Raw genomic sequence first — 21,301 nt, forward strand, 5'->3', positions numbered from 1 at the left:
GGGCGTTGCTGTGACAACGGTAACGCCCACATATTTTAAGGAGCTTTTTATGAGCACCGCTTTGCTTGACGCCGTGGTGAAGAAAAACCGTGCGCGTTTAATTCCGTTTATGTTGGCGCTGTATGTGCTGGCGTTTCTCGACCGTTCGAATATCGGTTTTGCCAAACAGACCTACCAGATTGATACCGGGCTGAGTAATGAAGCTTATGCGCTGGGAGCAGGCATTTTTTTTGTGGTATATGCGTTTCTGGGTGTTCCGGCGAATCTTTTGATGCGCAAACTGGGGGCAAGAACCTGGATTGGTACGACAACACTGCTGTGGGGATTTCTTTCGGCAGCCATGGCATGGGCCGATACTGAAGCGAAATTTCTGATCGTTCGCACTCTGCTTGGTGCTGCGGAGGCCGGGTTCTTCCCTGGTATGATTTATCTCACCTCGCAATGGTTTCCGCAGCGTAATCGCGCCAGCATTATGGGGCTGTTCTATATGGGCGCACCGTTGGCGTTAACACTGGGATCACCGCTTTCCGGCGCGCTGCTGGAGATGCATGGATTTATGGGGCATCCCGGCTGGTTCTGGATGTTTGTGATTGAAGGATTGCTGGCAGTCGGCGCTGGTGTATTCACATTCTTTTGGCTTGATGACACGCCAGAGCAGGCTCGTTTTCTGAGTAAAGAAGAAAAAACGTTGCTTATCAACCAACTGGCAAGTGAAGAACAACAGAAAGTGACTTCTCGACTGAGCGATGCGCTGCGTAATGGGCGAGTCTGGCAACTGGCGATTATCTACCTGACCATTCAGGTGGCGGTTTACGGATTAATTTTCTTCCTGCCGACGCAGGTTGCTGCATTGTTGGGGACAAAAGTGGGCTTTACGGCGTCGGTGGTCACCGCCATTCCGTGGGTCGCGGCCTTGTTTGGGACCTGGCTTATTCCGCGCTATTCCGATAAAACCGGCGAACGGCGTAATGTCGCGGCGCTGACATTACTGGCGGCGGGCATTGGTATTGGTCTCTCCGGGCTGCTTTCTCCAGTACTGGCGATCGTAGCGCTGTGTGTTGCAGCCATCGGGTTTATTGCCGTGCAGCCGGTGTTCTGGACGATGCCGACACAACTGCTTTCCGGTACGGCGCTGGCGGCGGGGATTGGTTTTGTAAACCTGTTTGGTGCAGTGGGCGGGTTTATTGCCCCGATCCTGCGCGTGAAAGCAGAAACGTTGTTTGCCAGCGATGCGGCTGGATTACTGACGCTGGCAGCGGTGGCGGTCATCGGTTCGCTGATTATTTTCACTCTGCGTGTAAATCGCACTGTTGCGCAGACCGACGTGGCACATCATTAATAGGTTAAGGAACACCATGAACGCATTATTAACCAATCCCTTTAAAGAACGTTTACGCAAGGGCGAAGTGCAAATTGGTCTGTGGTTAAGCTCGACTACTTCTTATATGGCAGAAATTGCCGCCACCTCCGGTTATGACTGGTTGCTGATTGACGGGGAGCACGCGCCAAACACCATTCAGGATCTTTATCACCAGCTACAGGCGGTAGCGCCCTATGCCAGCCAACCCGTGATCCGTCCGGTGGAAGCCAGTAAGTCGCTGATTAAACAAGTCCTGGATATTGGCGCGCAAACTCTACTGATCCCGATGGTCGATACTGCCGATCAGGCACGTCAGGTGGTGTCTGCCACGCGCTATCCTCCCTACGGTGAGCGTGGTGTCGGGGCCAGTGTGGCACGGGCTGCGCGCTGGGGACGCATTGAGAATTACATGGCGCAAGTCAACGATTCGCTTTGTCTGTTGGTGCAGGTGGAAAGTAAAACAGCACTGGATAACCTGGACGAAATCCTCGACGTCGAAGGGATTGACGGCGTGTTTATTGGACCTGCGGATCTTTCTGCCTCGTTGGGCTACCCGGATAACGCCGGGCACCCGGAAGTGCAGCGAATTATTGAAACCAGTATTCGGCGGATCCGTGCTGCGGGTAAAGCGGCTGGTTTTCTGGCTGTGGCTCCTGATATGGCGCAGCAATGCCTGGCATGGGGAGCGAACTTTGTCGCTGTTGGCGTTGACACGATGCTCTACAGCGATGCCCTGGATCAACGACTGGCGATGTTTAAATCAGGCAAAAATGAGCCACGCATAAAAGGTAGTTATTGATATCAAAGGCCCACGGGGAATTGCATGTGGGCCTGTGTTTATTAGTGGTTATTGGCTGCAAGATCGGCTTCGCTTAGCTGGATGGCTGCGAGCACCTGGTCACGATCAATGCCCTGTTCCAGCATGCGCAAGGCAATTTTAATGGCTTGTTCATGCATGCCTTCCTGCCAGCCAATTTGATGCCCTTCCTGCCGTAGCCGTTCAGCAATAGTCATCAATCTCTCCTTTTGTAGTGGTGAACGTTCGGCAATCTCCTCAATAAAACGGGTGAAACGGGAGGTATCGCCGCATTGCAGCAGATAATTAAACAGCGTTTGTAGCTGGCTGTCATTAGTGAAGCCTCTAACCAAAAGCGTGGTGATCCTGTCGACCATACCGATTAAATCGCGGTCGCGAATATGCTTTTGAATCAGTTCCAGCAGAGCTATACGCCGATGTTGCATGATCTCATCGTCAGGCACGATGGTGATATCCACCAACGGAAAAGCTTCGGTGTACAACTGCCGGGCAAGTTGCGGATCATCAAACTCATCCAGCCAGTTAAGTGAGTATGGGTAGGGCGAGGTTTCGCCGTGATAAAACAGCAACGGCACCACCAGAGGGACTCTGTCATAGCCTTTGTCCAGGTGACGCTGCATGGCGGCGGTGGCATAGCGCATTAGCCGAAAAGCCATATTCTTTTCTGCGGAACTTTGATGTTCAATCACGCAGTAGATATAGCCGTCACCATCGCTGGTTTCCACCGACCACAAAACATCCGAGTAGTAAGCGCGTAAACTTTTTTCAATAAAGCTGGTGGGTTCCAGGCGTAAGGTTTGCAGGTTGCAAAGTTTACGCAGTGGCTCCGGTAGATGTATTTCGAGAAAATCCCGCGCGGTTTCGGGCGAGAACATAAAGGTTTTAAACACCGCATCATGCGGGGAGGAGGTTGTTGATTCGGTCATGGTTGTCCGTCACCTGATATTTATGATGACGCGACATTACGGGGATCTCGAAACAATGACATCTGCCAGTTTCTGCCTTTGCGAGACGTTTTCAGAAGAATTTTCAAAGCGATGCAACGCATACATTGAGCGAGGAATCGCGCCCGCAAAAATGCCCGATAAGCAATGCGCTTACCGGGCATCACAAGGAAGATTAAGACAGCGCCTGGGCCAGCAGCGTAATCGGGTGCTCGCAGCGAAGGCTTGTAGACATTTCAATCTGCCATTTGCAGGTTTCGCAGTCGGTGACCACCAGATCTGCGCCGCTCTCTTCTATCTGACGGAACAGTGGTGCGCCGATGGCTTGTGAGGTTGGGTAGTTCTCTTTTTTGAAACCGTAAGTTCCGGCAATACCGCAGCACTGGGAATCCAGCACCGTTAACTCAAGCCCCGGGATTTTACGCAACAGTTCCAGGGTGTAGAGTGTCCAGCCCATTTTTTCCATATGGCACGGGGTGTGATAAACCACTTTTAGTGGCAGCGTTTTCAGCGGTAACGTTTTTCCTTCGTCCAGCTTGCGCCACAGCCAACGGGTCGCCAGTTCGATGTGATCGCGTAAGCCTCTGTTGTCGACATTCAGCACTTCCGGGTACTCGTCGCGCAGAGCAAACGTACAGGTCGAGGAGGTGGCAATCACCGGAATGCCTTTTCCCCCCACAGCTTCGCGGATCGACTCTACATTCGTGATTGCTTGTTTACGTGCTTTATCGGTAAAGCCGTTGGCGATGAGCGGCACGCCGCAGCATTTTTCTTTGCTGAGCAGTTGAACGCCGGTACCCATCGCATTGAGCACTTTAATTAAATCTTTACCTAACTGCGGATGGTTGTAGTTAACGAAGCAGCCGTGAAAGAAAGCCACCTGGTCTTTATATTGCGCTTGCTGAGCCGCCACGCTGCGATACCAGCGACGAAACGTACCGAAGGAGTATTTCGGTAGCGTGCGGCGATGATCGATTTTTAACGCCGCATCAAGCAACTGCCGCACTGGTTTCAGCGAGGTAGCGGTGTTGACGATTGGAGCAAACGGCGTGGAAACGCTACCCATCAGGTCGGTATGACTCAACACAAAATTGCGCAGCGACGGGCGCGTGGTGTCATATTTCGCCCGCGCGCGCTGGATGATATCGCCAATCTTCACATCGGACGGGCAGGCGACTTCGCAACGTTTGCAGTTAATACAATATTTCAGTGCCTCGTCATACAGTGCACCATCTTTTAAACGCAGACGCTCGCCATCCGGCCCGGCTTGTTTTGGCCCCGGATAGCTGGGATTCACCCGGCTCACCGGGCAGGCGGTGGTGCAGACGGTGCACTTAATGCAGTTTTCGAAGCTGGTGTCGTTCATTGTTGGCCTCCTGCGCGTTGGGCAATTTGTTGAGCGGCATGTAAAGCACTGACGGCACAAACACCGCCGCCGCATCCCTGGGCAATGGGATCAAATCCGCCCAGCACCGAACCGATGACAAATAGGTTCTCAATGGTTTTCCCCGCCTGCGACGGGCGCAGCGCCTCATCAGTGGTGACACCGAACTGCTGCCACGGCTGCGGCGCAAAAAAATCTCCCTTATACCATTCACCCCGCGTAGCGGTTTGTAGTACATCAAGACCAATAATTGGTTCACGAATGCCTTCACGTTCCGCTACCAGTCCGCCACTAAAGAAACTGCCGCTGGCGAGCACGGCAAAGCGTGGACGCAGCGGGATATCGGCGTGATTGCGGGTCCAGATTTCATTCACCACGCCATTTTTACAGGTCACTTTTTTCACTTCATCGCCCGGCATCCACACGCCACCCTGGCGCACAAACTGGCGCTGTAACTGGTTTTGCAGACGAATGCCCAGCACTGAAGGTGGTAATGTCGGCAGTAACATTAATGAACAGGGCAATTGCTCGTTCAGCCACCGCCAGAGTTTGTCATCAGCCAGGCCGAAGCAGGCGGGCATCAGGATCATTTCGCTGGTATTGGCGACAGGAATAAGCGCATCAATTAACAGAGGCCAGTTTTCTTCGTTATCAAGGAAACGGGCGATATTCACCGCGCGGAACTCGGTGGCGTTATTGCGCAGGATATCCAGTTCTGGCAGCTCTATTTCTGCGGTTTCAACATTAAGATCCAGTTCGCGCAATGAAGCCGCCGCAAGATGCGCCTGAAAATCCATCAGGCCGCTAATTCCCACTACACAAATTTTCTTCGCGGGCAGCGGCCAGACGGGGACTTCTGGCGAACTTAGCCAGGTAGAGCGCAGAGTACCGAGCGGCGTAACTCGCTGGTGAGCCAGCTCTACGCTGCCCTGTAATTGCGCACCGCTTTCAGCGATTAATGTCTGTGCCTGACAAGCGAGATCGAGCACGCGTTGTGGCCCGAGAAGAGAGTATGGATGGGCAGGTGCCTGATGACACAAAGATTCCAGTCCACTGTGAATGTCTGTCACCGGCTGACCGTCAGGCAGATGGCTCAGCAAATCCAGCGATCCGGATGAGAAATGCAGCGCGCTTTGACCACGAGTGACAATGGCACAGCGCAGGCCGTGTTTTTGCAGTTGCAGGCCACAGAGTAATCCGGCGAGCCCGCCGCCCATAATGACAGTATCAAAGCGCATCTTTCTGCTCCTTCTCCAGACCACAAAGTCCCTGATAAACCCAACGGGTAAACTCGCTTTCGCGCAATGCGTCTCCCCAGGCGATGGGTTGCACGCCTTTCCAGCGTTCGTTAAGGAAGGTGGAAAGTTGCTCGATAGATTGCGCGGACGTCGTGACGTTAAAACGCTGTAGCAGTCCGGCAGCGCGGCAGGCGCAGAGCTCGCCCTGGCAGGTTCCCATCCCCACACGGGTGCGACGACGTAAATCCAACAGGCTGTTAACGTTTAAATTTTCTACTGCGTACTGCACTTCACCCGCAGTTACCGCTTCGCACTCACATACCAGGCTGCGGTGCAGACGGCCTTCGCTCAGCCAGGCAGGCGTGCGATCGCCATGACGATAAACCGCAGAACCGCGCAGCGGGGCAGGCAGGGAGATGACTTTACGCAAGGTAACTTCAGCGGGTTCCTGTGAACCTGGAAGTGCCAGATCGGCGGTCGTACAGGGGCGCGTATTGCCGAGCTTGCGACATACCGCATCGGTAGCCCATTCCGCCATCAGCCGATAGGTCATCAGTTTGCCACCGGTGATGGTGATAAATCCGTCCAGACCATCGCGTTCAGCATGATCGAGCAGCACGATGCCACGGCTGACGTTACGTCCGCTCGGGTCGTCATCGCTGGCAACCAGCGGACGCACGCCAGAGTAGGCCCGTAAAATACGCGTTTTCGCCATCACGGGGGCCAGTTTTTCCCCTTCACGCAGCAGAATATCCACTTCTTCTGCCGTCACTCGATTATCGTCAATCTCGTTGTAATCAATACGTAAAGAGGTGGTGCCAATCAGCGAAATGGTATCGCCTGGCACCAGGATATCGGCGTCGGAAGGTTTACGGCAACGGTTGATCACATGCTGGTTAATGCGATGATCCATGATCAGCAGTGATCCTTTGGCCGGGAACATACGAATGCGCAGATCGGCATATTCGGCAATATGTTGCCCCCAGATCCCGGCGGCATTAACCACGACAGGCGCATGAAGTGCCTGAATTTCGCCAGTGAGATGGTTACGTACACGAACGCCACACACCGTCGCGCCTTCACGAATCAGACCTGTCACTTCGTGCGCGGTGAGGATAATGGCACCGTGTTCTTTCGCATCGAGCATGTTCGCTGCGGTCAGGCGAAATGGGTCAACAGTGCCATCCGGAACTTTTACCGCGCCAATCAGTGCCGGGTTAACGGAAGGTTCGATAATGCGTGCTTGCTGCGGATCAATGGCTTCAGCACTGATTCCAGCCTCTTCGCAAGCACGAATAAAAGTCGCCTGGAAGAAGAGATCATCTTCCGGCAGGGTGATAAACAGGCCGTTGGTTGGTTCGACACAGTGACGCGCAATGCGTTTTAATATCTGGTTTTCACTAATACATTCGCGGGCCGATTCCGCATCGGTAACCGCATAGCGTGCGCCGCTGTGCAGCAGACCGTGGTTACGCCCGGTGGCTCCCGTTGCGATGTCGTGGCGCTCAACCAAAATCACGCGCAGCCCGCGCAGGGCACAGTCGCGGGCAATCCCGGCTCCCGTTGCGCCGCCGCCAATGATAATCACGTCACTTGATTGCGAGTCGCGAGTTTTCATTGTTATCCCTCTGAAGTTCGTTTTTTTACCATTTAGCCATAGTAAAAACATGAATTGTTTGATTTCGCGCATATTCGCTCATAATTCGAAAGTGAAACGTGATTTCATGCGTCATTTTGAACATTCTGTAAATCTTATTTAATAATGTGTGCGGCAATTCACATTTAATTTCTGAATGTTTTCTTAACATCGCGGCAACTCAAGAAACGGCAGGTTCTCCCACTGAATCAGGCTGTTAATCATAAATAAGACCACGGGCCACGGAGGCTTTCAATGTTGAGTATTTTTAAACCGGCGCCACACAAAGCGCGCTTACCTGCCGCGGAGATCGATCCGACTTATCGTCGATTGCGCTGGCAAATTTTCCTGGGGATATTCTTTGGCTATGCTGCTTACTATTTGGTTCGTAAGAACTTTGCGCTCGCTATGCCTTACCTGGTGGAGCAGGGATTCTCACGCGGTGATTTAGGTTTCGCGCTTTCTGGGATCTCGATCGCCTATGGATTTTCGAAATTCATCATGGGTTCGGTGTCGGATCGCTCGAATCCGCGCGTTTTCCTCCCCGCAGGTTTGATTCTGGCGGCGGCAGTGATGCTGTTTATGGGCTTTGTGCCATGGGCGACATCGAGCATTGCGGTAATGTTTGTACTGTTGTTCCTCTGCGGCTGGTTCCAGGGGATGGGGTGGCCGCCGTGTGGTCGTACTATGGTGCACTGGTGGTCGCAGAAAGAACGTGGCGGCATTGTGTCGGTGTGGAACTGTGCGCACAACGTCGGTGGTGGTATTCCGCCGCTGCTGTTCCTGCTGGGGATGGCCTGGTTCAATGACTGGCACGCGGCCCTCTATATGCCCGCTTTCTGCGCCATTCTGGTGGCACTATTCGCCTTTGCGATGATGCGCGATACCCCACAATCCTGTGGCTTGCCGCCGATCGAAGAGTACAAAAACGATTATCCGGACGACTATAACGAAAAAGCGGAACAGGAGCTGACCGCAAAGCAAATTTTCATGCAGTACGTGCTGCCGAACAAACTGCTGTGGTACATCGCCATCGCCAACGTGTTCGTTTATCTGCTGCGTTACGGCATCCTCGACTGGTCACCGACCTACCTGAAAGAAGTTAAGCATTTCGCGCTGGATAAATCCTCCTGGGCCTACTTCCTTTATGAATATGCGGGCATTCCGGGCACCCTGTTATGCGGCTGGATGTCGGATAAAGTCTTCCGCGGTAACCGTGGGGCAACCGGCGTCTTCTTTATGACACTGGTGACCATCGCAACTATCGTTTACTGGATGAACCCGGCGGGCAATCCCAACGTCGATATGATTTGTATGATTGTCATCGGCTTCTTGATCTACGGTCCTGTGATGTTGATCGGTCTGCATGCGCTGGAACTGGCACCGAAAAAAGCGGCAGGTACGGCAGCGGGCTTTACCGGTCTGTTTGGTTACCTGGGCGGTTCGGTGGCGGCGAGCGCGATTGTTGGTTACACCGTGGACTTCTTCGGCTGGGATGGCGGTTTTATGGTAATGATTGGCGGCAGCATCCTGGCGGTTATCCTGTTGATAGTTGTGATGATTGGCGAAAAACGTCGCCATCAGGAATTACTGCAAAAACGCAATGGAGGCTAATGGCATGAAATTGACGCTGAAAAACCTTAGCATGGCGATCATGATGAGTGGAATGATCATGGGAAGCAGTGCAATGGCGGCGGATAGCAACGAAAAAATAGTCATCGCCCATCGCGGTGCCAGTGGATATTTACCGGAGCATACGCTGCCAGCAAAAGCGATGGCGTATGCGCAGGGGGCAGATTATCTGGAACAGGATTTGGTGATGACCAAAGACGACCATCTGGTTGTTCTGCATGACCATTATCTCGATCGTGTTACTGATGTCGCCGATCGTTTCCCGGACAGGGCGCGTAAAGATGGCCGTTACTACGCGATAGATTTTACGCTGGATGAAATTAAGTCGCTGAAATTTACCGAAGGTTTCGATATTGAAAACGGTAAAAAAGTGCAGACTTATCCGGGGCGTTTCCCGATGGGTAAGTCTGACTTCCGGGTGCACACCTTTGAAGAAGAGATTGAATTTGTTCAGGGGTTAAATCACTCTACCGGGAAAAATATCGGTATCTATCCAGAAATTAAAGCGCCGTGGTTCCATCATCAGGAAGGGAAGGATATTGCGGCAAAAACGCTGGAAGTGCTGAAGAAATATGGTTACACCGGCAAGGACGACAAAGTTTATTTGCAATGTTTTGATGTTGATGAACTGAAGCGCATTAAAAATGAGCTGGAACCCAAAATGGGCATGGACCTCAATCTGGTACAGTTGATTGCCTATACCGACTGGAATGAAACGCAGCAGAAACAGCCGGACGGAAGCTGGGTTAATTACAGCTATGACTGGATGTTCAAGCCGGGCGCTATGAAACAGGTAGCGGAATATGCTGATGGCATTGGTCCGGATTACCATATGGTGATTGAGGAGACATCGCAGCCGGGTAATATCAAGCTTACCGGAATGGTAAAAGATGCACAGCAGAATAAGCTGGTGGTGCATCCTTATACCGTGCGGGTCGACAAGCTGCCGGAATATGCCACCGATGTGAATCAGTTGTATGATGCTCTGTATAACAAAGCGGGTGTAAATGGGCTGTTTACTGATTTCCCTGATAAGGCAGTAAAATTCCTTAATAAAGAGTAATGCTACTGCAGGATGGCGTTTATGCGCCATCCTCTGCTAAAGCGAAATAATGCTACTACCGGTTATTCTTTTCATTAACGGGTGCATCCTGTAAAAAGATGCCAACATAATTTTCGTAAAACTCATTCGTTAAAAAAGCTAACACTGTGCATTGTTATTCTTTAAACAGTATGAATAGGTCTCAATAATAAATTGTAATGCAGTTTATACTGTAAAGTATTATTCGAATTTCGGAAAGGTAAAGAAAATATTAATGTATCTTATTAATTTATCATATTGTTCTTGGGTGAATGCTGTTTGCACACCTTCAGGGCAATATTTACCAGTAATAACCAGTTGCCCATTGCTGTGTTGTACCATTAAACCTTCTTTTTCCTTTGGATCTACAAAATTAGAATTATCAAATGTGAAGATATTTTTTTCCTGTTTTGAGTAAGTAAAGAAATCTCGTGTATAGCTGAAACTATCATTTATTAATGGTGCTAACTTTTTGTCGGCGATATCGATAAGCTCACCACTTAATTTATTGATGTATTTAATTTGCTTCAATTTTTTCTGCGCTTGCACAATTTGCTTGTAGGTGTTTTCAATTTTTTTAGAAGAATTCTTAAATACATCATAGCGTTCCTCGGAGGATGTGTATTTGTACCATTCTGTATTTTTCTCAGAATGTTGTAGCAGGTCTGTATATTTTTTTTGATCGCTGTAAAGTTGACTTTTAATACTTTCCTCACTGCTGATCTTATAATGTTTATCAGAGTTGTTTGTTTTTGAAATGTCCTTTTCTGTCAGTGTCTGGTCCGTGTTGTGGGTATTTTCTTTTGCAACATGCTCATTGATGATGTTAATTGCAGTTTCATATTCATTTAAATTTATTGTTCTTTGTGAAAGAAACCCTTCTTTGCTTTCGATACTCAAAACACCTTCGTTGTTTTCACCTCTGGTAAAGGTAAGGATATAGGGTTCATAATCTTCTGCAAATTCATTTTTATACGTTATGACATGCTCGACAAAATGTCTTATTGGTACGAAACCATAACTGTGAAAGTCAATTTTTTTGGTCTTGACACTATCAATTTCATCTGAGGCTTTCGTGAAAAAAGCCAATAAATTAGCTATGTTGTCTGCTGAGGTTGATAACCCGAATCTACTTTGAGATATTTTTAGAAACTCATTGCAAAAAATCTCAAGTTTCGCGGTTTGTTGTGATTCTTTGTAAATTTCTGCTGTTTGCAATTTATTATTTTGTAAAATATTACAGCGAGATAAGTGAATAGATGTATTTGGCATAAATGATTCCTTGTAGTGTGAGTTAACAAGATACAATTTAATCTTTGCAGAATATATTCACTATCAAATTTAGCTCATTTTATTACGAAGACCTTTACGCATGTTAGAAAGTATCATTATTGTTAATAAATACGGTAATAAGTAACAAACAGATATTGATAACTTCCCTGACAAGTTATTAGGTATCCCACTTGAAGATTGAGAATGGCTCCAGAGTAGACTGTGTACTGTTCGCCGGAGTGTCATTACTCTCAACAATCGGTTTTGACAGTGAGTCGGGCGCTTCATACCGGTTTCTACCTGGAGTCATTGTCACTTCCCTAATCTGGATAAATATTTATCGCTAATTCACAAAGTGGACCAAAATCAGGTGAAAACGAATTATTACGCATGGTAAAGACTACAGGCCAACTAAGTGTGGCGAATCAGACAATCTTACATTTGTCATCAATCTCATGTCTCACATCAAATTTTTCCACTCACCACGAGTTGTTCCGTACACGTTTGTAGTAAAAACAGTGGACTGCCTTCTACCGGCTTTTCTTTAGCCAACAACGAAATCTGTCGATAGAAGGTTGGTTCGTGAGGAACGGAACACAATTCACCTGCAATGGTTTTCAGCGTTAACTCTGGTAATAAGGCGATGCCTAATCCCTGTCGAATAAAATTCATCGCTGTATCCATCTGATTAAATTCACATTTTATTTGCTGGGCGCACTATTAGTGGTAGTGGCTGGTGGAGTCTATGCGCTGCAAATGAAGGGTAAAAGCGGTGTCGCGCTAGTAGTGGCAAAAGAAATTCATTAATACGACACGTTTCATTAAGATTTTTCGCAGGTAACCACCTATAGTCATTGTCGTTAATAAAAAATGACAGGCGATAGGGTATGGCAGTTTCAGCAAAGCACGATGAATTTAATCACTGGTGGGCAACAGAGGGCGACTGGGTTGAAGAGCCTAACTATCGCCGTAATGGTATGAGCGGGGTGCAATGCGTCGAGCGCAACGGCAAAAAGCTGTATGTGAAGCGCATGACGCATCATCTGTTTCATTCCGTACGTTATCCGTTCGGTCGACCGACGATTGTCCGTGAGGTTGCGGTAATTAAAGAGCTGGAACGGGCTGGTGTCATTGTGCCGAAAATCGTTTTTGGTGAAGCGGTGAAAATTGAGGGTGAATGGCGCGCGTTGCTGGTGACGGAAGATATGGCGGGGTTCATAAGTATTGCTGACTGGTATGCCCAGCATGCAGTAACACCTTATTCTGACGATGTTCGGCAAGCCATGTTGAAAGCTGTGGCGATGGCGTTTAAGAAAATGCATAGCGTTAATCGTCAGCATGGCTGTTGTTACGTTCGCCACATCTATGTGAAAACAGAAGGTATGGTAGAAGCTGGTTTTCTTGATCTGGAGAAAAGTCGTCGCCGCTTACGTCGGCATAAAGCGATTAATCATGATTTCCGCCAGCTGGAAAAATATCTGGAGCCGATCCCTAAAGCGGACTGGGAGCAGGTTAAAGCGTATTACTACGCCATGTAATCACGTAGGCCAGATAAGACGCGTAAGCGTCGCATCTGGCACAAGTACCCGATCACAACTCGATTTCAATATCGCCTTTTGCCCGGCAACAACAGGGCAAAATTTCCCCCGGCTGAATAAAGGCTAACGGTTCGGCAATCCAGTCCACCTGGCCTGCAACAAGGCGTGTGCGACAGGAACCGCAGTAACCTTCGCGGCACTGGTACTCAACCGCCACATTGTGGGATTCCAGCGCCGCCAGAAGGGAAGGGTGTTCATCCTGGCACAGCAGTTGTGTGCCAGTGATGCGCAGGGTAACGCGAGCCATCAGAGCTGGAAGTTACTTAAATCGTCGGTGTCCACTTCCGAGTCAATCTGCCCGACCAGATAAGAACTCACTTCCACTTCCTGCGGAGCAACCTGTACGTTATCAGACACCAGCCAGGTGTTGATCCACGGGATCGGGTTGGAGCGTGTCTGGAACGGCAGATCCAAACCGACCGCCTGCATACGGATATTGGTGATGTATTCAACGTACTGGCAGAGAATGTCTTTATTCAGACCAATCATCGAACCGTCACGGAACAGATAATCCGCCCAGTCTTTCTCTTGCTGTGCCGCCTGGACAAACAGGTCATAGCACTCCTGCTTACACTCTTCGGCAATTTCTGCCATTTCCGGATCATCCGCACCGCTGCGCAGCAGATTCAGCATATGCTGCGTACCGGTCAGGTGCAGGGCTTCATCGCGGGCAATCAGGCGAATAATCTTGGCGTTACCTTCCATCAGTTCGCGTTCTGCAAAGGCAAAGGAACAAGCAAAGCTGACGTAGAAGCGAATGGCTTCCAGTGCGTTAACGCTCATCAGGCAGAGATACAGTTTTTTCTTCAGCTCACGTAGGCTAACGGTCACGGTTTTACCGTTGACGGTGTGGGTGCCTTCGCCCAGCAGGTGCCAGTAGCTGGTCATTTCGATCAGTTCATCGTAATAGCTGGAGATCCCTTCCGCACGTTTCTGGATCTGCTCGTTGGTGACGATATCGTCAAACACAACAGACGGATCGTTAACGATATTACGAATGATATGAGTATAGGAACGGGAATGAATTGTTTCTGAGAATGCCCAGGTTTCTACCCAGGTTTCCAGTTCCGGGATCGAGATCAGCGGCAGCAGTGCCACGTTCGGGCTGCGACCCTGAATGGAGTCCAGCAACGTCTGATATTTCAGGTTGCTGATAAATATGTGTTTTTCGTGTTCAGGCAGTGCCTGGTAATCGATACGGTCACGAGAAACGTCAACTTCTTCCGGACGCCAGAAGAAAGAGAGCTGCTTTTCGATCAGCTTTTCGAAGATGTCATATTTTTGCTGATCGTAGCGAGCCACGTTGACCGGCTGACCAAAGAACATCGGTTCTTTGAGCTGATCATTTTTCGTCTGAGAAAAGGTGGTATATGCCATGAATGTGTCCTGTTGGGAGTTTAATGCCGGATAAGGCATTTTACGCCGCATCCTGTGCCTGATGCGACGCTGGCGCGTCTTATCAGGCCTACAAATTCGAGCCGTAGGCCGGATAAGGCATTTACGCCGCATCCGGCATCTCAATATCAGATTTTACATGCGCCGCTTTCGCAGCCATCGTCCTGGATTGACGGCACCAGATCGTCTTGTGCGTCTTCAGCACCGTCACGGGTGTTCTGATAATACAGCGTTTTGACCCCGAATTTGTAGGCGGTGAGCAGGTCTTTCAGCAACTGCTGCATCGGCACTTTTCCTGACGGGAAGCGTGATGGATCGTAGTTGGTGTTAGCAGAGATCGACTGATCGATAAATTTCTGCATGATACCCACCAGTTGCAGGTAGCCATCGTTACCCGGCATTTCCCACAGCAGCTCATAGGCGTCGTGCAGATGCTCGTAGTCCGGCACCACCTGGCGCAGAATACCGTCTTTCGACGCTTTGATGCTGACGTAACCACGCGGCGGTTCAATACCGTTAGTAGCGTTAGAGATCTGCGAAGAAGTCTCTGACGGCATCAGAGCAGAAAGCGTGGAGTTACGCAGGCCGTGCGTTTTGATTGACTCACGCAGTGCTTCCCAGTCGTAATGCAGCGGCTCATTAGCGATGGCATCCAGATCTTTCTTATAGGTATCGATCGGCAGGATCCCTTTCGCGTAAGTGGTTTCGTTAAACCACGGGCACGCGCCTTGCTCTTTCGCCAGCTCATTAGAGGCTTTCAGCAGGTAATACTGAATAGCTTCGAAGGTTTTATGCGTCAGGTTGTTGGCGCTGCCGTCGGAGTAGCGTTTACCGTGCTTCGCCAGGTAGTAAGCGAAGTTGATCACACCAATACCCAGCGTACGACGACCCATCGCTCCACGTTTGGCGGCCGGGATCGGGTAATCCTGATAATCCAGCAGCGCGTCGAGTGCGCGTACTGCCAGAATCGCCAGCTCTTCCAGTTCATCCAGGCTATTAATTGCGCCCAGGTTGAAAGCAGACAGCGTACACAGCGCGATTTCACCGTTCTCGTCGTTGACATCATTCAGCGGTTTGGTCGGCAGGGCGATTTCCAGGCACAGGTTAGACTGGCGCACTGGCGCGATGGCCGGATCAAACGGGCTATGGGTATTGCAGTGGTCAACGTTCTGAATATAGATACGACCGGTAGACGCACGTTCCTGCATCATCAGCGAGAACAGCTCAACGGCTTTCACACGCTGCTTGCGGATGCTGTCGTCTTTCTCATATTTGGTGTACAGGCGTTCAAACTCTTCCTGATCGGCGAAGAACGCGTCGTACAGCCCCGGTACGTCGGACGGGCTGAACAGGGTGATATCTTCACCTTTCAGCAGACGGGTATACATCAGTTTGTTGATTTGTACCCCGTAGTCCATATGACGCACGCGGTTGCCTTCAACCCCACGGTTGTTTTTCAACACCAGCAGGCTTTCCACTTCCAGATGCCACATAGGGTAGAACAGTGTTGCCGCACCGCCGCGCACACCGCCCTGAGAGCAGGATTTCACTGCCGTCTGGAAATGTTTGTAGAACGGAATACAACCGGTGTGGAATGCTTCGCCACCGCGAATCGGGCTACCCAGCGCACGAATACGCCCGGCGTTAATGCCGATCCCGGCACGCTGGGAAACGTATTTAACAATCGCGCTGGAGGTGGCGTTGATGGAATCCAGGCTGTCGCCGCACTCGATCAGTACGCAGGAGCTGAACTGACGAGTCGGGGTACGCACGCCGGACATGATTGGCGTCGGCAGCGAAATTTTAAATGTGGAAACCGCGTCGTAAAAACGCTTCACGTATTGCAGGCGCGTTTCACGCGGGTAGTTCGAGAACAGGCACGCAGCAACCAGAATATAGAGGAACTGGGCGCTCTCATAGATTTCGCCGGTCACGCGGTTCTGTACCAGATATTTGCCTTCCAGCTGCTTAACGGCAGCATAAGAGAAGGTCATATCACGGTCGTGATCGATAAACGTGTCCATCTGCTTGAACTCTTCTTCCGTGTAGTCTTCCAGCAGATGATTATCGTATTTGCCCATCTCGACCATTTTCACCACGTGGTCGTACAGCGCAGGCGGCTCAAACTGGCCATAGGCTTTTTTACGCAGGTGGAAAATTGCCAGGCGCGCGGCGAGATACTGATAATCCGGCGCATCACGGGAGATCAGGTCTGCGGCAGCCTTGATAATGGTTTCGTGGATGTCAGAGGTCTTGATACCGTCATAAAACTGAATGTGGGAGCGCAGCTCGACCTGGGAAATCGAAACGTTATGCAGTCCTTCTGCCGCCCAATCCAGAACGCGATGGATTTTGTCGAGATTGATGCGCTCTGTGCTACCGTCGCGCTTTGTCACCAGCAGATTCTGATTCATGTATGTCGTACCTGTTTTTGGAATTCTTTCCGCAATAGTTTCATGCAGACTACCTGTAGTGAGGGAAGCTGCTAAGAACACTATATATAGGGGGTATGTTTGGGATTCACTGCAAGATAGTGTGAAAATGGCCCTCTTGCAAGTGCATAACTTTGTGGATAACTCAGGAAGGAAAAAGTGGCTTCCGCGCACCTTAGGTCAGACAAGGTATCCGGGAAAGTCAATGGGAAGAGAAAAATTTGTTAAAAATAACTGTTCGGCGATTTCTTGAACGGCAGAATAGTATGGGTAAATTGATATAGATGGTTTATTAATCTTGTCGCTAATGATTGTCAAAATTGATCTAAGCACGAATCATCACATAATCTGATGTATCAGTTGTGGTCAATATATAAGCGAATGTAAGCGATTGTTGAGTCGGAAATGGTTGTTTTCTATTCGGTTATTGTTAAATACCAAGCCAATTTGTTACTTTTGCATATATTATAAGAATATTATTTATTACTTTAATTCAGTTTACATATAACCGATTTACCTTAAGGTTATTAATTTGAATTATGACACACTGATATTATTCATCAAATAATAACAAAATAGTCATTGCACCGGGTTGTACAATTTACAAAAGAAATATACCCCATAGCGCATAATGCGATTAAATACGCCGTCTTATAGAAAATGATGGTTAGATGAATATGCGGATTATCTTTCTACGCAAGGAGTATTTATCTTTACTCCCGTCAATGATTGCATCTCTTTTCTCTGTTAACAGTGTTGCGGAGGTTTTGGATTCATGCCAGGGATATGATATCAAAGCGAGTTGTCAGGCCAGCAGGCAAAGCCTTTCAGGCATTACGCAGGACTGGAGCATCGCCAATGGGCAATGGGTGATTTTTTCGGGTATGGCCAATAATGCTAGCGGTGGCGCCGTATTTTTGCAACAAGGAGCGGAGTTTTCTCTATCGCCAGAAAATGAAACTGGAATGACTCTGTTTGCCAATAATACTGTCTCAGGAGAATATAATAATGGCGGGGCAATATTTGCTAAAGAAAACTCAACGCTGAATCTTACTGATGTTATTTTTTCCGGTAACGTCGCAGGCGGCTATGGTGGCGCAATCTATTCTTCTGGTACTAATGATACTGGTGCCGTCGATTTACGTGTCACTAACACCATGTTTATCAATAACATCGCTAATGATGGCAAAGGTGGCGCAATTTATACCATCAATAATGATGTCTATTTAAGTGATGATGTTTTTAATAATAACCAGGCATATACATCAACAAGTTACAGTGATGGCGATGGTGGTGCAATCGATGTCACCGATAATAATAGCGATATCACGCATCCGTCAGGTTTCACAATAATAAATAACACCGCATTTACAAATAACACTGCCGAAGGTTATGGCGGGGCAATTTATACCAATAGCGTGACGGCTCCCTATCTTATTGATATTTCTGTTGATGACAGCTACAGCCAGAACGGCGGTGTGTTAATCGATGAGAACAATTGCGCAGCAGGCTATGGGGATGGTCCTTCCACTGCGGCGGGCGGCTTTATGTATCTCGGCTTAAGTGAAGTTACCTTTGATATTGCTGACGGAAAAACGCTGGTTATCGGCAATACAGAGAATGATGGAGCTGTTGACTCTATTGCTGGTACCGGGTTGATCACCAAAACAGGTTCCGGCGATCTGGTACTTAATGCAGATAACAATGACTTTACTGGTGAGATGCAGATTGAAAACGGTGAAGTTACCCTGGGTCGCAGCAACTCCCTGATGAATGTCGGAGATAATCATTGCCAGGACGATCCGCAAGACTGCTACGGTCTGACGATAGGGAGTATTGATAAGTACCAGAATCAGGCAGAGCTAAATGTTGGCTCCACCCAACAAACCTTTGTGCACGCATTGACGGGCTTTCAGAATGGCACTTTAAATATCGATGCTGGTGGCAATGTTACTGTTAATCAAGGCAGTTTTGCTGGCACCATCGAAGGTGCTGGTCAGCTCACCATTGCGCAAAACGGCAGCTACGTGCTGGCAGGGGCGCAGTCGATGGCGCTAACTGGCGATATAGTCGTTGATGATGGCGCGGTGCTTACGCTAGAAGGCGACGCGGCAGATCTCGCCGCTCTCCAGGACGAGCCGCAGTCGATCGTGTTAAACGGCGGTGTGCTCGATCTCTCTGATTTCTCCACCTGGCAGAGCGGCACATCATACAACGATGGCCTTGAAGTCAGCGGCAGCAGCGGAACGGTTATCGGCAGTCAGGATGTGGTAGATCTTGCAGGCGGAAACGATATGCATATCGGCGGCGACGGGAAAGATGGCGTCTACGTGGTGGTCGATGCGGGTGATGGGCAGGTCAGCCTGGCAAATGACAATCAATACCTCGGCACAACGCAAATTGCTTCCGGTACGCTGGTGGTGAGTGACAACTCGCAGCTTGGAGATACCCACTATAACCGCCAGGTTATCTTTACCGATAATCAACAAGAAAGCGTGATGGAGATTACTGCCAATGTCGATACTCGCTCTACAACGGTTGAGCATGGGCGTGATATTGAAATGCGCGCCGACGGTGAAGTGGCAGTTGATGCGGGGGTAGACACGCAGTGGGGCGCACTGATGGCTGACAGCAGCGGGCAGCATCAGGATGAGGGTAGCACATTGACTAAAACGGGTGCTGGCACCCTGGAGCTGACCGCCAGCGGTACTACGCAGTCTGCGGTACGTGTTGAAGAAGGTACCCTGAAAGGCGATGTTGCGGATATTTTTCCTTATGCTTCGTCGCTGTGGATTGGTGACGGAGCAACGTTCGAGACTGGCGCAGATCAGGATATCCAGTCTATTGATGCTACTTCCAGCGGCACTATCGACATCAGTGATGGCACCGTTTTGCGCCTGACGAGTCAGGATACTTCCGCCGCACTGGATGCCTCGCTGTTTAACGGCGACGGTACGTTGGTGAATGCCACCGATGGCGTGACGTTGACAGGCGAGCTTAATACTAACCTGGAAACTGACAGCCTGACCTATCTTTCCGATGTGACGGTTAATGGTGATCTAACCAATATGTCCGGTACAGTCAGTCTGCAAAATGGCGTCGCTGGCGATACGCTCACGGTAAACGGTGATTACACCGGCGGCGGTACGTTGTTTCTCGACAGCGAATTAAACGGCGATGACTCGGTAAGCGACCAACTGGTGTTGAACGGCAATACCTCGGGTAACACGACCGTGGTGGTTAACCCCATTACCGGCACTGGTGAACCGACTTCTACAGGTATTAAAGTGGTTGATTTCACTGCTGATCCCACGCAATTTCAAAACAATGCGCTGTTTAGTCTTGCGGGCAGCGGCTACGTTAATATGGGAGCGTATGACTACACGCTGGTGGAAGATAACAACGACTGGTATCTGCGATCGCAAGAAGTCACTCCGACGCCGCCGCCCGATCCGGACCCGACTCCAGATCCTGATCCCACGCCGGATCCTGATCCAACACCCGACCCGGCTCCAGCCCCTACGCCTGCCTACCAGCCGGTGCTGAACGCCAAAGTTGGTGGCTATCTCAATAACCTACGTGCGGCAAATCAGGCATTTGTGATGGAGCGACGCGATCACGCTGGTGGCGATGGTCAGACGCTGAATTTACGTGTTATCGGCGGAGATTATCATTACACGGCGGCAGGGCAGTTGGCCCAGCATGAAGACACTTCTACGGTACAGCTTAGCGGCAACTTGTTAAGCGGATACTGGGGCGATGATGGCCAGTGGATGCTAGGGGCCGTGGGCGGCTACAGCGATAACCAGGGTGACAGTCGATCAAACATGACCGGAACTCGCGCTGATAACCAGAACTACGGTTATGCCGTTGGGCTGACCTCAAGCTGGTTTCAGCACCGTAGCCAAAAACAGGGGGCCTGGCTGGATAGCTGGCTGCAATACGCGTGGTTTAACAATGATGTTTCCGAACATGAAGATGGCGTGGATCATTACCACTCATCGGGGATTATCGCCTCGCTGGAAGCGGGGTATCAGTGGTTACCGGGGCGTGGTGTGGTGATTGAACCACAGGTGCAGGTGATTTATCAGGGTGTGCAGCAGGATGATTTTACCGCTGCTAACCATGCGCGGGTATCGCAATCGCAGGGCGATGATCTTCAGACGCGGTTGGGGATACACAGCGAATGGCGTACCGCTGTGCATATCACGCCAACCCTGGATCTGAATTATTATCACGATCCCCATTCGGCGGGGATTGAAGAAGATGGCAGCGCTATCAGTGACGATGCGGTGAAGCAACGGGGTGAAATAAAAGTGGGGATAACAGGCAATATAAGTCAGCGAGTTTCCCTGCGTGGCAGCGTGGTGTGGCAGAAAGGAGACGATGGTTTTGTCCAAACGGCTGGGTTTCTATCGATGAGGGTGAAATGGTAATCGCTGTCTGACCGGCACTATTGCCGGATGCGGCGTAAACGCCTTATCTGGCCTACGGGAGCATTTGTAGGCCTGA

General features: G+C 49.9%; 13 protein-coding genes and 3 pseudogenes. 7 read left to right on the plus strand and 9 right to left on the minus strand.

Going from position 1 to position 21,301, the window contains the following annotated elements; all coding sequences use genetic code 11:
* The first annotated feature begins 49 nt into the window (after positions 1 to 49).
* Both BGE37_RS03390 and yfaU read left to right on the plus strand, forming a co-directional pair.
* Entirely contained in the window at positions 50 to 1,339 is a 1,290-nt protein-coding gene (locus BGE37_RS03390; RefSeq protein WP_001308785.1) for an MFS transporter, read from the plus strand.
* A gap of 16 nt (positions 1,340 to 1,355) precedes the next feature.
* Positions 1,356 to 2,159 (plus strand): 2-keto-3-deoxy-L-rhamnonate aldolase, encoded by an 804-nt coding sequence (yfaU, locus tag BGE37_RS03395; RefSeq protein WP_000992985.1) that lies wholly within the window; start codon positions 1,356 to 1,358, stop codon positions 2,157 to 2,159.
* A 41-nt stretch (positions 2,160 to 2,200) separates the two neighbouring features.
* On the opposite strand, the gene BGE37_RS03400 is transcribed toward yfaU, so the two are convergent.
* From BGE37_RS03400 to glpA, 4 genes are all read right to left on the minus strand, one after another.
* Positions 2,201 to 3,103 carry an ISNCY family transposase gene (locus BGE37_RS03400; RefSeq protein WP_105287771.1) on the minus strand — a complete coding sequence of 301 codons (903 nt, stop codon included), beginning with the start codon at positions 3,101 to 3,103 and terminating at the stop codon, positions 2,201 to 2,203.
* Between the two features lie 193 nt (positions 3,104 to 3,296).
* Positions 3,297 to 4,487 (minus strand): anaerobic glycerol-3-phosphate dehydrogenase subunit GlpC, encoded by a 1,191-nt coding sequence (gene glpC / locus BGE37_RS03405; protein ID WP_001000391.1) that lies wholly within the window; start codon positions 4,485 to 4,487, stop codon positions 3,297 to 3,299.
* Positions 4,484 to 5,743 (minus strand): glycerol-3-phosphate dehydrogenase subunit GlpB, encoded by a 1,260-nt coding sequence (gene glpB, locus BGE37_RS03410; protein ID WP_001209916.1) that lies wholly within the window; start codon positions 5,741 to 5,743, stop codon positions 4,484 to 4,486. Before glpB ends, glpC begins: the two co-directional genes overlap by 4 nt.
* On the minus strand, positions 5,733 to 7,361 hold the full coding sequence (glpA, locus tag BGE37_RS03415) for an anaerobic glycerol-3-phosphate dehydrogenase subunit A (protein ID WP_105287772.1): 1,629 nt from the start codon (positions 7,359 to 7,361) through the stop codon (positions 5,733 to 5,735). Before glpA ends, glpB begins: the two co-directional genes overlap by 11 nt.
* A gap of 273 nt (positions 7,362 to 7,634) precedes the next feature.
* On the opposite strand from glpA, the gene glpT reads away from it, so the two are divergent.
* Both glpT and glpQ read left to right on the plus strand, forming a co-directional pair.
* Entirely contained in the window at positions 7,635 to 8,993 is a 1,359-nt protein-coding gene (gene glpT / locus BGE37_RS03420; protein ID WP_039020262.1) for a glycerol-3-phosphate transporter, read from the plus strand.
* Between the two features lie 4 nt (positions 8,994 to 8,997).
* On the plus strand, positions 8,998 to 10,074 hold the full coding sequence (glpQ, locus tag BGE37_RS03425; protein WP_105287823.1) for a glycerophosphodiester phosphodiesterase: 1,077 nt from the start codon (positions 8,998 to 9,000) through the stop codon (positions 10,072 to 10,074).
* Between the two features lie 219 nt (positions 10,075 to 10,293).
* Here glpQ and BGE37_RS03430 read toward each other — a convergent pair.
* Together BGE37_RS03430 and BGE37_RS03435 are read right to left on the minus strand one after the other, a co-directional pair.
* A pseudogene (locus tag BGE37_RS03430) lies at positions 10,294 to 11,364 on the minus strand (hypothetical protein).
* Between the two features lie 465 nt (positions 11,365 to 11,829).
* Positions 11,830 to 12,072, minus strand: a pseudogene (locus tag BGE37_RS03435) (LysR substrate-binding domain-containing protein); the annotation flags it as partial.
* On the opposite strand from BGE37_RS03435, the pseudogene BGE37_RS25530 reads away from it, so the two are divergent.
* Together BGE37_RS25530 and inaA are read left to right on the plus strand one after the other, a co-directional pair.
* Positions 12,067 to 12,171, plus strand: a pseudogene (locus BGE37_RS25530) (hypothetical protein); the annotation flags it as partial. The pseudogenes BGE37_RS03435 and BGE37_RS25530 sit on opposite strands and share 6 nt — an antisense overlap.
* An 80-nt stretch (positions 12,172 to 12,251) precedes the next feature.
* Positions 12,252 to 12,902 (plus strand): lipopolysaccharide kinase InaA, encoded by a 651-nt coding sequence (gene inaA / locus BGE37_RS03440; protein ID WP_039020265.1) that lies wholly within the window; start codon positions 12,252 to 12,254, stop codon positions 12,900 to 12,902.
* Between the two features lie 52 nt (positions 12,903 to 12,954).
* Here the strand turns inward: inaA and yfaE are convergent, their stop codons facing one another.
* The 3 genes from yfaE to nrdA form a co-directional block, all read right to left on the minus strand.
* Entirely contained in the window at positions 12,955 to 13,209 is a 255-nt protein-coding gene (yfaE, locus tag BGE37_RS03445; RefSeq protein ID WP_000135039.1) for a ferredoxin-like diferric-tyrosyl radical cofactor maintenance protein YfaE, read from the minus strand.
* Complete coding sequence (gene nrdB, locus BGE37_RS03450) at positions 13,209 to 14,339, minus strand: class Ia ribonucleoside-diphosphate reductase subunit beta (RefSeq protein ID WP_000332037.1); 1,131 nt, start codon at positions 14,337 to 14,339, stop codon at positions 13,209 to 13,211. The genes yfaE and nrdB overlap by 1 nt, the downstream gene beginning before the upstream one ends.
* 146 nt (positions 14,340 to 14,485) lie before the next feature.
* Positions 14,486 to 16,771 (minus strand): class 1a ribonucleoside-diphosphate reductase subunit alpha, encoded by a 2,286-nt coding sequence (gene nrdA, locus BGE37_RS03455; RefSeq protein WP_001075170.1) that lies wholly within the window; start codon positions 16,769 to 16,771, stop codon positions 14,486 to 14,488.
* A gap of 695 nt (positions 16,772 to 17,466) precedes the next feature.
* Between nrdA and yfaL the strand changes: the two genes are divergently transcribed.
* Positions 17,467 to 21,225, plus strand: a complete 3,759-nt coding sequence (gene yfaL, locus BGE37_RS03465) for an AIDA-I family autotransporter adhesin YfaL/EhaC (RefSeq protein ID WP_105287824.1) — start codon at positions 17,467 to 17,469, stop codon at positions 21,223 to 21,225.
* Positions 21,226 to 21,301: the final 76 nt, after the last annotated feature.

Source organism: Escherichia sp. MOD1-EC6300, assembly GCF_002965045.1.
GTDB classification, from domain to species: domain Bacteria; phylum Pseudomonadota; class Gammaproteobacteria; order Enterobacterales; family Enterobacteriaceae; genus Escherichia; species Escherichia coli_F.